Below are 14,033 nucleotides of genomic sequence, written 5' to 3'. Positions count from 1 at the left end.
ATGGAAGTCATTCTGCGCCGCCACGCCATGACGGCGGGCAACAGCAAAAAGCAATACATCGGCTCCACCGACCAGCCGCTCAGCCCGGAAGGGGAACAGAGCGCCCGGTTGTGCGCCGGGACCGGGGATGAAACCGTTTCCAAGGTCTATTCCAGCCCTATGCGCCGCTGTCTTTTGACCAGCCGGATTTTTTATCCCAAGGCCCGGGTGGAAATCTGCCCCCTTCTGCGGGAGATGGATTTCGGCCTGTTTGAGGAAAAGAACTACGAGGATCTGGGGGCCGATCCCCTGTATCAGCAATGGCTGGATTCCAACTGCCAGGACCCCTGCCCTGAGGGGGAGAGCATGGAGGAGTTTGCAAAAAGGGTGTGCCAGGGCTTTGAAGAAGTGATGGACAAGGCCTTTTCCCAGGGAGAAACCCAGGTGGTCATTTTGGCCCACGGCGGCACCCTCATGGCCCTGATGAGCCGCTATGCTCTGCCTCAGCGGGGGTATTTCCAGTGGCAGACTCCCAACTGCGGCGGATACAAGGCCCGTTGGGATGAAAAAAGCCGCCATCTGGTGGACTGGAGCCCGCTGGTTCTGGAGGAACGGAAATGAGGCCCTTTTTCTTTGCGTTGCCCCTGGGTGCTTTGCTGGATCTGCTGCTGGGGGACCCGCGGTGGACGCTGCCCCATCCGGTGGTGCTCATGGGCAGGGCCATTGCGTTCCTAGAAAAGATATTCCGCCGTCTTTTGCCCAAAACCCCTGGGGGAGAGCTGGCGGGAGGCGCATTGCTGGCCCTTTGCCTGCCCCTGGGATCATGGGGGATCTCCTTTTTGCTTTTGTGGGCGCTGGGGATGATTCACCCCATCCTGGCCTTTTTGACAGAGAGCTTTATGTGCTATCAGATCCTGGCCGGGCGCAGCCTGTGGGATGAGAGCATGCTGGTTTACAAAGAGCTGCGCAAGGGGGATCTGGAAGGGGCCCGGCGCATGGTGGGACGCATTGTGGGCCGGGATACCCAGGCTCTTTCGGCAGAGGGCGTCACCCGGGCGGCGGTGGAGACGGTGGCGGAAAACACCGGTGACGGCGTTATCGCTCCTTTGTTTTTCCTCATGCTGGGCGGAGCCCCTCTGGGCTTTTTCTATAAAGCGGTGAACACCATGGACAGCATGGTGGGATACAAAAACGACAGATATCTGTACTTTGGCCGCATCCCTGCCCGGCTGGACGATGTAATGAACTTTCTGCCGGCCCGGCTGGCCGGGGCCTTGATGGTGCTGTCTGCCTTTTTGCTGCCGGGATACCGGGGAAAAAACGCCTTTTCCATCTGGCGGCGGGATAAACGGAACCACAAAAGCCCCAACTCCGCTCAGACCGAAGCGGCCGCCGCCGGAGCTTTGGGCGTGGAGCTGGCGGGAAGCGCCTATTATTTCGGGAAGCTGGTGGAAAAGCCCACCATTGGTGACGCTCTGCGGCCTACCCAGCCGGAGGACATCCCCCGGGTGGGAAAACTCATGTTCTGCACCAGTTTTTGCTGCCTGCTTTTGTGTCTTGGCGGGCGGCTGATTTTGTGGGGAGGGATTTTGTGAAACTGATCCATGGAGGAGATGTGGAAGGATTCCGGGAGGAATTTGGCCGGGAGCCTTTGGATTTTTCGGCCAACATCAGCCCCTTGGGGCTGCCGGAAGGGGTGCGCCAGGGGGTGATTGATAGTCTGAGCCAGGCCACCCAGTATCCTGACCCGCTTTGCCGCAAATTGCGCCGGGCCATTGGGGAAAAAGAGGGGATCGCCCCGGAATACATCCAGTGCGGCAATGGAGCCGCCGATCTGATCTTCCGGTTGGTGCTGGCCAAACGCCCCCGGCGTGCACTGGTCACCGCTCCCACCTTTGCCGAATATGAGCAGGCCCTCACCTCCTTTGGCTGTGAGGTAGACCGGTATCTGTTGACCAAAGAGGAGGGCTTTGCCCTGACGCCCCGGTTTCTGGAAGCGCTGGAGGAAAAGCCGGACATGGTCTTTCTCTGCAATCCCAACAACCCCACCGGAAACCTGATTGCCCCTTCCTTGCTCCGGCAGATCTGGGAAAAATGCCGGGAAAAGGGCATTTTGCTGGTGGTGGATGAGTGCTTCCTTTCCTTTTTGCCCCGTCCCTGGGAGCACACTCTGAAAAAAGAGGTGCAGGAAGGAGCGCCCCTGCTTTTGCTGCGGGCCTTCACCAAACTGTATGCCATGGCCGGCATCCGTCTGGGTTACTGTCTGTGCGGTGACCGGCAGCTGCTTGCCAGGATGGCCGGGGTGGGACAGCCTTGGGGCGTGTCGGTGCTGGCCCAGCAGGCCGGTCTGGCGGCCTTGCGTGAAGACCGGTATGTGGAGAATGTGCGGGCCCTCATCGGACAGGAACGCCCCTGGCTGTGGCAGCAGCTGGAGCAAGCCGGGGTCCATGTGGTGGGCGGCAGCGTCAACTATCTGTTCTTCCGCAGCGATGTGCCTCAGCTGGGAGAAAAAATGCGGCAGCTGGGCGTGATGATCCGCTCCTGTGCCAACTATCCCGGCCTGAGCGAGGACTGGTACCGGGCGGCGGTGCGCACCCGGGAAGAAAATCAGCGTCTGGTGGAGTGCATTCGCCAGGCGGGAGAGGGGGATCGGTAACATGAAAAAAGCCAAGTCCATCATGATCCAGGGCACCATGTCCAACGCCGGCAAAAGTCTGCTGTGCGCCGGGCTTTGCCGGGTCTTTCACCAGGATGGCTACAAGGTGGCCCCCTTTAAAAGCCAGAACATGGCCCTCAACAGCTTCATCACCAAAGAGGGGCTGGAAATGGGCCGGGCCCAGGTGGTGCAGGCCGAAGCGGCGGGGGTGGAGCCCGATGTGCGGATGAATCCCATTCTGCTCAAGCCCACCAGCGATGTGGGAAGTCAGGTGATCGTCCGGGGCCAGGTGCTTTCCACCATGCCCGCCCGGGAGTATTTTGCCTATAAACACAAACTGATCCCCTCCATTTTGGAGGCCTATGACTCCCTGGCCGCTGAAAACGATATCATCGTGCTGGAAGGAGCAGGAAGCCCGGCTGAGATCAACCTGAAACAGCAGGACATCGTCAACATGGGCATGGCCCGCATGGCGGGCGCACCGGTGCTTCTGGCCGGGGACATCGACCGGGGCGGCGTGTTTGCCAGTCTGTATGGCACAGTGGCCCTGCTGGGAGAGGAGGAGCGCCAGCGGATCCGGGGTCTGATCGTCAACAAATTCCGGGGAGATGTGGAGATCCTCCGTCCCGGCCTTTCCATGCTGGAAAATTTGACCCGGGTGCCAGTGGTGGGCGTGGTGCCCTATCTGTCGGTGGACATCGAGGAAGAGGACAGCCTGGCCGCCCGGCTGGACAATGAAACGCCTGCTCTGGTGGATATCGCCGTCATCCGTCTGCCCCGGCTTTCCAATTTCACCGATTTTGCCGCCCTGGAGCGGACCCAGGGGGTTGGCGTGCGGTATGTGTCCCGTGCAGCCCAGCTGGGCGAGCCCGATCTCATCATTTTGCCCGGCACCAAAAACACCATGGGCGATCTGCGCTGGCTGCGGGAAAGCGGTCTGGAAGGGGCCATTCTCAAAAAGGAAAGCCAGGGCGTGCCCATTCTGGGCATCTGCGGCGGCTATCAGATGCTGGGTCAGGTCCTGCGGGACCCCTTGGGAGTGGAAGAGGGAGGCAGCCTGCGGGGCTTGGGTCTTCTGCCTATCGAAACCGATTTTCTGCCCCAGAAGACCCGCACCCAGACCCAGGGGCGCATCACAAAGGCCCAGGGCTTTTTTGCTCCTTTGGAAGGCTGTGCCTTCCAGGGATACGAGATTCACATGGGAGAGACCCGTCATTTGTCCGGCGACCCGGCCGCAGCCCTCACGGGAGAGGGATGGGAAAAGCAGGATGGAGCTTCCCGGGGGAATGTGCTGGGAACTTATGTTCATGGTATTCTGGACGGGGGCGAGCTTGCGCAGAAACTGGTTTCCCTGCTTTTTGCCCGCAAGGGCCTGGACCCTCAGCAGGTGGAGCAGATGGATTACAAAGCCTACAAAGAGCAGCAGTATGACATTCTGGCCGATGCCATCCGGCGCAGTCTGGATATGAACAAGGTGTATCAGATATTGGAAGAAGGAGCCAAGGAGGAACGGCCATGACAGGAAAATTGGAAACACAGAACCCGGCCGGAATCGAAAAGCGCAGCTTTGAGATCATCACCCAGGAGTTGGGCGACCGGCATTTTTCTCTAGAGCAGGAACCGGTGATCAAGCGGGTGATTCACACCACGGCGGATTTTGATTATGCCGATTCTCTGTATTTTTCCCCAGAAGCGGTGGAGAAGGGCATCGCAGCCATCCGAGAAGGGGCGCACATCGTCACCGACACCAACATGGCGTACAGCGGCGTGAGCAAAAAGACCCTGGAAGGCTTTGGCGGTGAGGCTCACTGTTTCATGGCCGATGCCGATGTGGCCAAAGAGGCCAAGGAACGGGGCGTCACCCGGGCGGTGGTGTGCATGGAGCGGGCCGCTTTGATCAAGGCCCCTTTGATTATCGCCGTGGGCAACGCTCCCACCGCTTTGCTGCGTTTGTGCCAGTTGATGGAGGAGGGGAAAATCGATCCCCGGCTGATCATTGGTGTGCCGGTGGGCTTTGTCAATGTAGTGGAGAGCAAGGAGGAAGTGATCGCCTCCAAAGCCCCCTGCATTGTGGCCCGGGGACGGAAAGGGGGCAGCAATGTGGCCGCAGCCATTTGCAATGCCCTGCTGTATCAGGCCTCGGGACGGGTACTGTAAAAAGAAAACTCCCTTTTTGGAAAAGTGTTCCTACTGCCTATTAGATTAAACTAACATAAATATTTATTCGTTTCTACATGTTTTATTCATTTTTTACTAATGGGTATTCATTTTTACTTTAAGTTGTCGTGCAATTTATTAGATTTGAATTTTGAAAGAGCCAGTACCTTGAATGGACTGGCTCTTTCAATGTCTCATGTAATTGACAACTGGAAGTTGTTACTCTGATTTCCGCCAGAACAATCCTTCTGAAGCTGCAATTTTCTCAAACAACATACACATTTCTTCATCTGGATTGTAAATGCTTATATTTAAGCAATCCCATCCAAACTGGAGGAGTACATCTTTACTTGTAAATAATATATTTACATCACCAGAATGGTTTTCCAGTATGGTATCAATGATTTTTGTTACCTGTTCGGGGGTGGGCTGTTCAATCCATTTGCCCCATTGAACAGATACAGGATAATAACATATCGCTTTCAAAATAACGCCAACAAATCTATCTCTTAGCCCACAGCAATCATAGTGGTTGAGTAGATAAGTTTCTACTTCAAAAAACTGTCCACCACAATTCATGGGTACTTGTTTAGGGAGGAAATCTATTATATAGCACGGGGTTTCTAAAAGTTTGTCAATTATATCCACTTAATCACGCTCCTTTAACAAATTCCGATTTCTATATTTGATTATAAAATAGATGTCTGCTGTTTGCAATGTATATTTATAAGCTCATTTCCCATAGGGACACAATTCCGAAAAGGGAGAAAGAAAAAGGAAAAAACAGGCTCGGGTTTTCACTCCCGGGCCTGTTTTTTTATGATATGAGCAAAGATAAAAACACAAAAATTGGATTTTTATACGGATTGCCACTGTTTTTCTGTGCTTGGATATGTTACAATACATATAAATGTTTTGTGTAACAACTCTGATTATCTCCAAAAAGCCCGGAAATACGGGCATTTCACGGGATATAAGAACTGAATTTACTACCGATTTACTACTTTCGGATTGAGCTTTGACACGCTTCTTCCTCCCGTGAAGCCCACCGCCCAAATAGTGACACATCGAAAATTGAATACGACACCGCAGACAGCGGCGTTCTCTTTTCCCCTTTGGGGAGATCAGGACGCCGCTTTTTTGCGCCCAAAACCAGAAAGGAGGCGACCGCCTATGTACTTTACTTCCGGCAGCGACCGGGCCTTTGAACAGCTCATGCAGACGAGGCCGGGCGCAGATCATTTTGACAGTGGCGAGGCCGGAGCGCCGGAGGGCTGCGGCACCTGCCGTTTCTACCGCCCGCACTGGAAGTACCAGTTTTGTGTGTATGAGGAATGTCCCTACCAGCCGGGCAAGCTCACCGCCCTTGACGGCGCGGTGAAATTTCAAGTGAAAGGAGTGGACGACGAGATGGCAGTTTTTCGAGTGGAGAAAAACCGGGGCTACACGGTGATGTCCAACCACCACCTGCGGAACAAGGACTTGTCCCTGAAAGCCAAGGGCCTGCTGTCGCAAATGCTGTCCTTGCCGGAGGATTGGGATTTTACGCTGAAAGGCTTGTCCCTTATCAACCGGGAGCAGATCGATGCGATCCGGGCGGCTGTCCGGGAGCTGGAACAGGCGGGCTATATCGTGCGTTCCCGTGAGCGTGACAGCCAAGGCCGCCTGCGCGGGGCGGATTACATCATTTACGAACAGCCCCAGCCTGTGCCGGATTCACCTACATTGGAAAATCCAACATTGGATAATCCAACGCAGGAAAAGCCTACGCAGGAAAAACCAACGCAATTAAATAAAGATAGATCAAGTAAAGAGAAATCAATTACAGATGGATCAAATACCGATTCCATTCCTATCCTTTCCCCTCCCTCTCCTTTGGGGGAAGAAGCGGCTGCGCCGCCGGAACGGAAAGGAACGGGAGCGAAATCACAGAGCGCCGTAGAGATTTATCGGGAGATCATCAAGGACAACATCGAGTATGAACACCTTTGCCAGTACGCCAAGGGGATTGACCGGGATATGCTGGACGAGATTGTGGACTTGCTGGTGGAAACCGTATGCAGCGCCCGAAAGACTATCCGCATTGCCGGGGACGATTACCCCGCCGAGCTGGTGAAATCCAAGCTGATGAAGCTGAACAGCTCTCACATTGAGTTTGTCTTTGACTGTATCAGCAAAAACACCACGGAAATACGGAACATCAAAAAATACCTGCTGGCGGTTCTGTTCAACGCCCCAAGCACCATCAACGGCTATTACACGGCGCTGGTGGCCCATGACATGAACACAGGCAGTTGGGGAACCCCGCAAAATCGGTGATTTTGTGGGGAGAGGAGGAACAGCGAAATGAGCGAGCTTTTCACGCTTGCGTGGAAACAAGCGATATGGAGCTTGTGACGACGAGAAAGGAGGACGGCCCTATGAAACAGGGTGCTTTGATTTTTGACGAGCAGACAGACCGCTACGACATCCGCTTTGACCTTGCGGACTATTACGGCGGCCTGCACTGCGGAGAAACTTTTGATGTGATGGTGGGCGGCAGATGGAGGCCGACCCGCATTGAGATGGCCGAGAACTGGTATCTGGTAGGAATCCATGCCGACGACCTCTCCGGCCTGCGGGTGCGGATTTAAGCCATCCGCCTGCCTGCTGACTTTCCAAAGGAGGGATAGCAGTTGCAGGAAGAAGTAGACCAGAAAACCATAGCGTTAGCGGTTAAGACGGGCAAGCTCACCGCCCAAGTGCTGCAAGCGGCCATCCGAAAATATCTGGCCGCCCGGCAGAAAGGGACGGGCAAGGCCCATCACGGCCAGCAGAGCTTACGGCAGCTCAAAAAGGACGGTTCCGCCCTGTCCAACATTGAGATCACCGACGCCAACATTGGCTTATTTAAGCCCTGCGCCAAGAAATACGACATTGATTTTACCCTGCGGAAAGACCGCACTACCCATCCGCCCCGGTATATCGTGATCTTCAAATCCAAGCAGGCGGACAATCTGGAACAGGCGTTTAAGGAGTTTACAGCCAAGAAGCTCCAACAGCAGGAACGCCCCTCCATCCGAAAGACCCTTGCCGTCCTGAAAGAAAAGGCAGCGGCCAGAAGCAGCCAGCAGGCCAAGGAGAAAATCAAGGAAAGGGGGCTGTCACGATGAAGCCGGAAATGAAAAAGCTGATAATCGCCAACCTGCCCTACCTGCTGTTTGTTTACCTGTTCGGCAAGCTGGGACAGACCTACCGGCTGGCGGCTGGGGCGGACTTGTCGGAAAAGCTGCTGCACCTTGCGGACGGCTTTTCCCTTGCCTTTGAAAGCGCCGCCCCCAGCTTCCACCTGTTCGATCTGGCGGTGGGCGTGGCCGGTGCGGTGGCACTGCGGCTGATGGTGTACTGCAAGAGCAAGAACGCCAAGAAATACCGCCGGGGTGTCGAGTACGGCAGCGCCCGTTGGGGCGGGCCGAAAGATATAGCCCCGTACATCGACCCGGTGTTTGACAACAACATCCTCCTGACCCAGACGGAACGCCTCACCATGAACAACCGGCCCAAAGACCCCAAGACCGCCCGGAACAAAAATGTGCTGGTGATCGGCGGTTCCGGCAGCGGCAAGACCCGGTTCTTTGTGAAGCCCAACCTCATGCAGTGCGTGTCCAAGGACTACCCGACCTCATTCGTGATTACTGACCCGAAAGGAAGTCTGATCGGCGAGGTGGGCCAGCTCCTTGTGCGGTGCGGCTACCGGGTAAAAGTGCTGAATACCATTAACTTTTCCAAGAGTATGCGCTACAACCCGTTTCGCTACATCCATTCGGAAAAGGACATTTTGAAGCTGGTAAACACGCTGATCTGCAACACCAAGGGAGAGGGCGAAAAAAGCGCCGAGGATTTTTGGATCAAATCGGAACGCCTGCTGTATTCGGCCCTCATTGGCTATATCTGGTACGAAGCGCCGGACGATGAAATGAATTTCACCACGCTGCTTGAAATGATAAACGCCAGCGAAGCCCGCGAGGACGACCCGGGATTTCAATCCCCGGTAGATCAGATGTTTGAACGATTGGAAGAAAAAGACCCGGAACACTTTGCGGTGCGCCAGTATCGTAAATTCCTGCTGTCGGCGGGCAAGACCCGCAGCTCCATCTTGATAAGCTGCGGAGCCAGATTAGCGCCTTTTGACATCAGGGAGGTGCGGGAGCTGATGGAGGACGACGAACTGGAACTTGATACCATCGGGGATAAAAAAACGGCCCTGTTCCTGATTATGTCGGACACGGACACGACCTTTAATTTCATTCTGGCAATGGTGCAAAGCCAGCTTATCAACCTTTTGTGCGACCGGGCCGACGACAAATACGGCGGGCGGCTGCCCGTCCATGTGCGGCTGATTCTGGACGAGTTCGCCAACATCGGCCAGATTCCAAACTTTGACAAGCTGATTGCCACCATACGAAGCCGGGAAATCTCGGCTTCTATTATTTTGCAGAGCCAGTCGCAGCTAAAGGCCATTTACAAGGACGCGGCGGAAATCATTTCCGACAACTGCGACTGTACGCTGTTCCTTAGTGGCCGGGGCAAGAACGCCAAGGAGATTGCGGAGGTGCTGGGCAAGGAAACCATTGACAGCTACAACCAGAGCGAGAACCGGGGCGCGCAGACCTCCCACGGACTGAATTACCAAAAACTCGGAAAGGAGCTGATGAGCCAAGACGAAATTGCAACGATGGACGGAGGCAAGTGTATTTTGCAGGTGCGCGGCGTGAGGCCGTTTTTCAGTGAGAAATACGACATCACCCGCCACCCCCGCTATCAATACCTCTCGGACGCCGACAAAAAGAACACCTTTGATGTGGACAGCTACCTGTCGTCCCTGCGCCGGAAAAAGCGGCGCGTGATAACGGAGGACGAACCCTTTGACCTCTATGACATTGAGCTGTCGGATGAAGATTTTGCCGTAGAATAAAGCGGCCATAGAGAAAGGAGCGTGACCGATGGGACACTCGGACGAATGGACATTTGCGGATTATTTCAGGTATGAGAAAGAAATCTACCGGGCGATCATTTCCGCTGCGGTTCTGTGCCAGTGGATTGCGGAACATGATACCCCGCCCACGGACGGGGAAGCCGAAGAACTTGTAAGGGAAATAGACCGCAGACTGTGTGAAGCATGGGGCGAGATTTTTTCGCTGGCTGTGCTGAAATGGCGGGACGGCCAGTAACTCCGGGCCGTCTGCGGATTGTGAGGCTGCCGCTATGTATGGCGGCTTTTTTGTACCCAAACACCATCACGATCTGAATTTATGGAGGTAAATTTATGGAATTTTTCAATAGTGCAGTTGATACTTTGCAGACCATTGTTGTGGGCCTCGGCGGCGCGCTTTGCGTATGGGGCGGCGTCAATCTTTTGGAGGGATACGGGGCGGACAACCCGGCGAGCAAGAGCCAGGGAATCAAGCAGCTTGTCGCCGGAGGTGGTGTTGCCCTGATCGGCATGACACTTGTTCCTCTGCTGTCCGGGCTGCTGGGATAACCCCATGTGTGTTAGAAAACCCTCCGCGCCCTCTCTGATCTGGGAGGGCGCGGGAAAGGAGGTGTCCCCACATGATCAGTGATTTAATCGGGGAATGGATCAAAGGAATCCTGATCGACGGTATCATGGGCAACCTGTCCGGCCTGTTTAACACAGTCAATACCAAAGTCGGGGAAATCGCGTCGGATGTGGGCAGTACCCCGCAGGACTGGAACGGCGGCATTTTCTCCATGCTGCAAAACCTGTCCGAAACGGTTATCGTCCCCATTGCGGCGGCCATTCTCGCCCTCGTGATGTGCTATGAGCTGATCGACATGATTGTGGAAAAGAACAATATGCACGACTTCGACAGCTCCATGTTCTTCCGCTGGATTTTCAAAAGCGCCTTTGCCATCCTCATTGTGACGAACACATGGAATATCGTCATGGGCGTATTTGACGCCACCCAACAGGTCGTCAACCAGAGCGCCGGGGTGATTATCGGAGATACCAGCATTGATTTTGACACGCTGCTCCCCGATCTGGAAAGCCGCCTTGAAGCAATGGACATCGGGCCGCTGCTGGGCCTGTGGTTCCAGACCCTTGTTGTGGGGCTGACGATGAATATTCTTTCCATCTGCATTTTCCTTGTGACCTATGGAAGAATGATTGAAATTTACGCCGTGACCGCATTGGGGCCGATCCCCCTTGCCACGCTGGGCAATGCAGAGTGGCGCGGCATGGGCCAGAACTACTTGAAATCCCTGCTTGCGCTGGGCTTCCAAGCCTTTTTAATCATGGTGGTTGTCGGGATTTATGCGGTGCTGATCCAGCAGATCGGAACCGCCGACGACATATCCGGCGCAATCTGGGGCTGTATGGGCTATACCGTTTTGCTTTGCTTCTGTCTGTTCAAGACAGGAAGTATCAGCAAGGCCGTATTTACCGCCCACTAAAGAAACGAGGTGACTTTTTATGGCTTATGTAACTGTCCCCAAGGATTTAACCAAGGTCAAATCCAAGGTAGTATTCGGGCTGACGAAACGCCAGCTCATTTGTTTTGGCGGTGCGCTGCTTGTAGGCGTCCCGCTTTTCTTTTTGATCCGGGGCCGCGTCCCGACCAGCGCGGCGGCGCTCATTATGGTGTTCGCTATGCTGCCGGGCTTTCTGCTGGCGCTTTACGAAAAACACGGCCAGCCCCTTGAAGTGGTGGCGCGCCAGATCGTCGAGTGCTGCTTCATCCAGCCCAAGGAACGCCCCTACCAGACCAACAACGCTTATACCGCCCTTGTGCGGCAATCCCAAATGGAAAAGGAGGTCAACGCCATTGTCCAAAAAGCAAAAGAACGAAACGAGCGCAAAAGCGCCGGTCAAGCTCACCCGCGCCGAAAAGAAAGAGATTCAGGCCGTCATCCGAAAGTATAAGGGCGACGGCAAGCCCCATTCGGCACAGGCCAGTATTCCCTATGAGGCCATGTATCAGGACGGCGTATGCCGGGTGACGCCCCGCACCTTTTCCAAGTGCATTGAGTTTACGGACATCAGCTACCAACTGGCGCAGGCGGACACCAAGACCGCCATCTTTGAAAACCTGTGCGACCTCTACAACTATCTGGACGCCTCCATTCATGTGCAGTTTTCCTTTATCAACCGCAAGATCGACCCCAAGCAGTATGCCAAGAGCTTTGAAATCCGGGCGCAAGGGGACGACTTCGACGACATCCGCAGCGAGTATTCCGACATTTTGCAAGACCAGCTTGTGAACGGGAACAACGGCCTGATGAAGCGGAAATTTATGACCTACACCATTGAGGCGGACAGCCTGAAAATGGCCCGCGCCAGACTGCGCCGGATCGAAACCGACCTTTTGGGCTATTTCAAGAGCATGGGGGCCTCCGCGTGGGGACTGGACGCCAAGGAACGGCTGGAAGTCATGCACAGCATTTTCCACCCGGACGGGGAACCGTTCTCCTTTGACTGGAAGTGGCTTGCCCCGTCGGGGTTTTCTACCAAGGACTTTATCGCCCCGTCCTCGTTCCGCTTCGGCAATGCCCGGATGTTCGGGCTGGGCGGCAAATACGGGGCGGTGAGCTTCCTGCAAATCCTCTCCCCGGAGCTGTCGGATGAAATGCTGGCCGACTTTCTCAACACGGAAAACGGCATTGTGGTGAACCTCCATGTGCAGGCCATCGACCAGAGCGACGCCATTAAGACGGTCAAGCGCAAGATCACCGACCTTGACGCCATGAAGATTCAGGAACAGAAACGGGCTGTCCGCAGCGGTTACGACATGGATATACTTCCCAGCGACCTTGCCACCTACGGGCAGGACGCCAAGGAGCTGTTAAAGACCTTGCAGAGCCGGAATGAACGGATGTTCCAGCTTACCTTTTTGGTGCTGAACACCGCAGACACCCGGCAAAAGCTGGAAAACGATGTGTTCTGGGCTGCTGGGATCGCACAGAAGTACAACTGTTCCCTTGTGCGGCTGGACTACCAGCAGGAACAGGGGCTTATGAGCAGCCTGCCGCTGGGGGCCAGCCACATCCAGATTGAACGCTCCCTGACGACTTCCAGCGTGGCCGTGTTCGTCCCCTTTGTGACGCAGGAGCTTTTTCAGGGCGGCGACGCCATGTATTACGGGATCAACGCCAAGACCGGCAACATGATTATGCTCGACCGCAAACGGGCGAGGTGTCCCAACGGGCTAAAGCTGGGGACACCGGGAAGCGGCAAAAGTATGAGCTGTAAATCAGAAATTTTGAGCGTGTTCCTCTGCACCCCGGACGATGTGTATATCTGTGATCCAGAGGCCGAGTATTACCCCCTTGTGAAGCGTCTGCATGGGCAGGTGGTGAAGCTGTCGCCTACCAGCAAAAACTATGTGAACCCGCTGGACATCAACCTGAACTACTCCGAGGATGAAAACCCGCTGGCCTTGAAATCCGACTTTGTGCTGTCGTTCTGTGAGCTTGTCATGGGCGGCAAGAACGGGCTGGAAGCCATTGAAAAGACGGTGATCGACCGGGCGGTACAGGTGATCTACCGGCCTTATCTGGCAGACCCCAAGCCGGAAAATATGCCCATCCTTGCAGACCTGCACAAAGCCCTGTTAGACCAGCATATCCCGGAGGCCGACCGGGTGGCGCAGGCCCTTGACCTGTATGTGTCCGGCAGCCTAAATGTGTTCAACCACAGAACCAACATCGACATTCAAAACCGCATTGTGGCCTTTGACATCAAGGAGCTGGGCAAGCAGCTAAAGAAAATCGGTATGCTCATTGTTCAAGACCAGATTTGGGGGCGCGTCACCCAAAACCGCAGCAAGGGCAAGGCGACATGGTATTTCTGTGATGAGTTCCACCTGCTTTTGCGTGAGGAACAGACGGCGGCCTTTTCCTGCGAGATTTGGAAGCGTTTTCGTAAGTGGGGCGGGATTCCCACAGGTGCGACGCAGAATGTAAAAGACCTGCTTTCCTCCCCGGAAATTGAGAACATTTTGGAAAACAGCGACTTTATCTGCCTGCTCAATCAGGCCAGCGGCGACCGCAAAATCCTTGCGGAACGGCTGAACATTTCGCCCCAGCAATTACGGTATGTGGACAATTCCGAACCCGGCGAGGGGCTTCTCATTTACGAAAATGTGATCCTGCCCTTTAAGAACCCCATCCCGAAAAACACCCAGATCTACCAGATCATGACGACCCGGTTAGGCGAGGGGGCGACGGTATGAGGCACAAG

15 protein-coding genes are annotated in these 14,033 nt (G+C 55.0%); 14 read left to right on the top strand and 1 reads right to left on the bottom strand.

Translation table 11 applies throughout. From position 1 onward, the window contains the following. The 5 genes from KQI26_RS07420 to KQI26_RS07400 are packed head-to-tail and all read left to right on the top strand — an operon-like array spanning nt 1 to nt 4,792. Complete coding sequence (locus KQI26_RS07420; RefSeq protein ID WP_216503919.1) at nt 1–600, top strand: histidine phosphatase family protein; 600 nt, start codon at nt 1–3, stop codon at nt 598–600. Then, nucleotides 597–1,574: an adenosylcobinamide-phosphate synthase CbiB gene (gene cbiB, locus KQI26_RS07415; RefSeq protein WP_216503918.1), complete on the top strand. Its 978-nt coding sequence runs from the start codon at nt 597–599 to the stop codon at nt 1,572–1,574. Before KQI26_RS07420 ends, cbiB begins: the two co-directional genes overlap by 4 nt. Beyond that, nucleotides 1,571–2,635 carry a threonine-phosphate decarboxylase gene (locus tag KQI26_RS07410; protein ID WP_216503917.1) on the top strand — a complete coding sequence of 355 codons (1,065 nt, stop codon included), beginning with the start codon at nt 1,571–1,573 and terminating at the stop codon, nt 2,633–2,635. Before cbiB ends, KQI26_RS07410 begins: the two co-directional genes overlap by 4 nt. Nucleotide 2,636: 1 nt before the next feature. Next, a complete protein-coding gene (locus KQI26_RS07405) occupies nt 2,637–4,154 on the top strand; it encodes a cobyric acid synthase (protein WP_216503916.1) in 1,518 nt (505 codons plus the stop codon). Next, nucleotides 4,151–4,792 (top strand): precorrin-8X methylmutase, encoded by a 642-nt coding sequence (locus KQI26_RS07400; RefSeq protein ID WP_216503915.1) that lies wholly within the window; start codon nt 4,151–4,153, stop codon nt 4,790–4,792. The genes KQI26_RS07405 and KQI26_RS07400 overlap by 4 nt, the downstream gene beginning before the upstream one ends. 219 nt (nt 4,793–5,011) lie before the next feature. On the opposite strand, the gene KQI26_RS07395 is transcribed toward KQI26_RS07400, so the two are convergent. Next, nucleotides 5,012–5,440, bottom strand: a complete 429-nt coding sequence (locus KQI26_RS07395; RefSeq protein ID WP_371744103.1) for a hypothetical protein — start codon at nt 5,438–5,440, stop codon at nt 5,012–5,014. 525 nt (nt 5,441–5,965) lie between these two features. On the opposite strand from KQI26_RS07395, the gene KQI26_RS07390 reads away from it, so the two are divergent. The 9 genes from KQI26_RS07390 (at nt 5,966) to KQI26_RS07350 (ending at nt 14,025) form a co-directional block, all read left to right on the top strand. Next, a complete protein-coding gene (locus KQI26_RS07390; protein WP_055200122.1) occupies nt 5,966–7,111 on the top strand; it encodes a DUF6017 domain-containing protein in 1,146 nt (381 codons plus the stop codon). Between the two features lie 101 nt (nt 7,112–7,212). Next, entirely contained in the window at nt 7,213–7,425 is a 213-nt protein-coding gene (locus tag KQI26_RS07385) for a DUF5348 domain-containing protein (RefSeq protein ID WP_003819042.1), read from the top strand. A 42-nt stretch (nt 7,426–7,467) separates the two neighbouring features. Then, nucleotides 7,468–7,944, top strand: a complete 477-nt coding sequence (locus tag KQI26_RS07380; RefSeq protein WP_003819038.1) for a PcfB family protein — start codon at nt 7,468–7,470, stop codon at nt 7,942–7,944. Further along, the gene (locus KQI26_RS07375; RefSeq protein ID WP_216503914.1) at nt 7,941–9,746 is read left to right on the top strand and encodes a VirD4-like conjugal transfer protein, CD1115 family; all 1,806 of its coding nucleotides are present in this window, start codon (nt 7,941–7,943) and stop codon (nt 9,744–9,746) included. Before KQI26_RS07380 ends, KQI26_RS07375 begins: the two co-directional genes overlap by 4 nt. Nucleotides 9,747–9,774: 28 nt before the next feature. Continuing rightward, a complete protein-coding gene (locus KQI26_RS07370) occupies nt 9,775–10,002 on the top strand; it encodes a hypothetical protein (protein WP_022381109.1) in 228 nt (75 codons plus the stop codon). 95 nt (nt 10,003–10,097) lie between these two features. Further along, nucleotides 10,098–10,313, top strand: coding sequence for a Maff2 family mobile element protein (locus KQI26_RS07365; RefSeq protein ID WP_002566673.1), 216 nt, complete (start codon nt 10,098–10,100; stop codon nt 10,311–10,313). Between the two features lie 71 nt (nt 10,314–10,384). Continuing rightward, nucleotides 10,385–11,248, top strand: coding sequence for a VirB6/TrbL-like conjugal transfer protein, CD1112 family (locus KQI26_RS07360; protein ID WP_118037142.1), 864 nt, complete (start codon nt 10,385–10,387; stop codon nt 11,246–11,248). A 19-nt stretch (nt 11,249–11,267) separates the two neighbouring features. Beyond that, on the top strand, nt 11,268–11,717 hold the full coding sequence (locus tag KQI26_RS07355) for a PrgI family protein (RefSeq protein WP_117440188.1): 450 nt from the start codon (nt 11,268–11,270) through the stop codon (nt 11,715–11,717). Beyond that, a complete protein-coding gene (locus KQI26_RS07350; protein WP_117440189.1) occupies nt 11,620–14,025 on the top strand; it encodes a VirB4-like conjugal transfer ATPase, CD1110 family in 2,406 nt (801 codons plus the stop codon). The genes KQI26_RS07355 and KQI26_RS07350 overlap by 98 nt, the downstream gene beginning before the upstream one ends. Nucleotides 14,026–14,033 lie beyond the last annotated feature (8 nt).

Source organism: Intestinimonas sp. MSJ-38 (genome assembly GCF_018917925.1).
Taxonomy (GTDB): Bacteria; Bacillota; Clostridia; order Oscillospirales; family Butyricicoccaceae; genus Pseudobutyricicoccus.
Note: the sequence above shows the minus strand (reverse complement) of the source record. Positions and strands in the feature narration are given on the sequence as shown.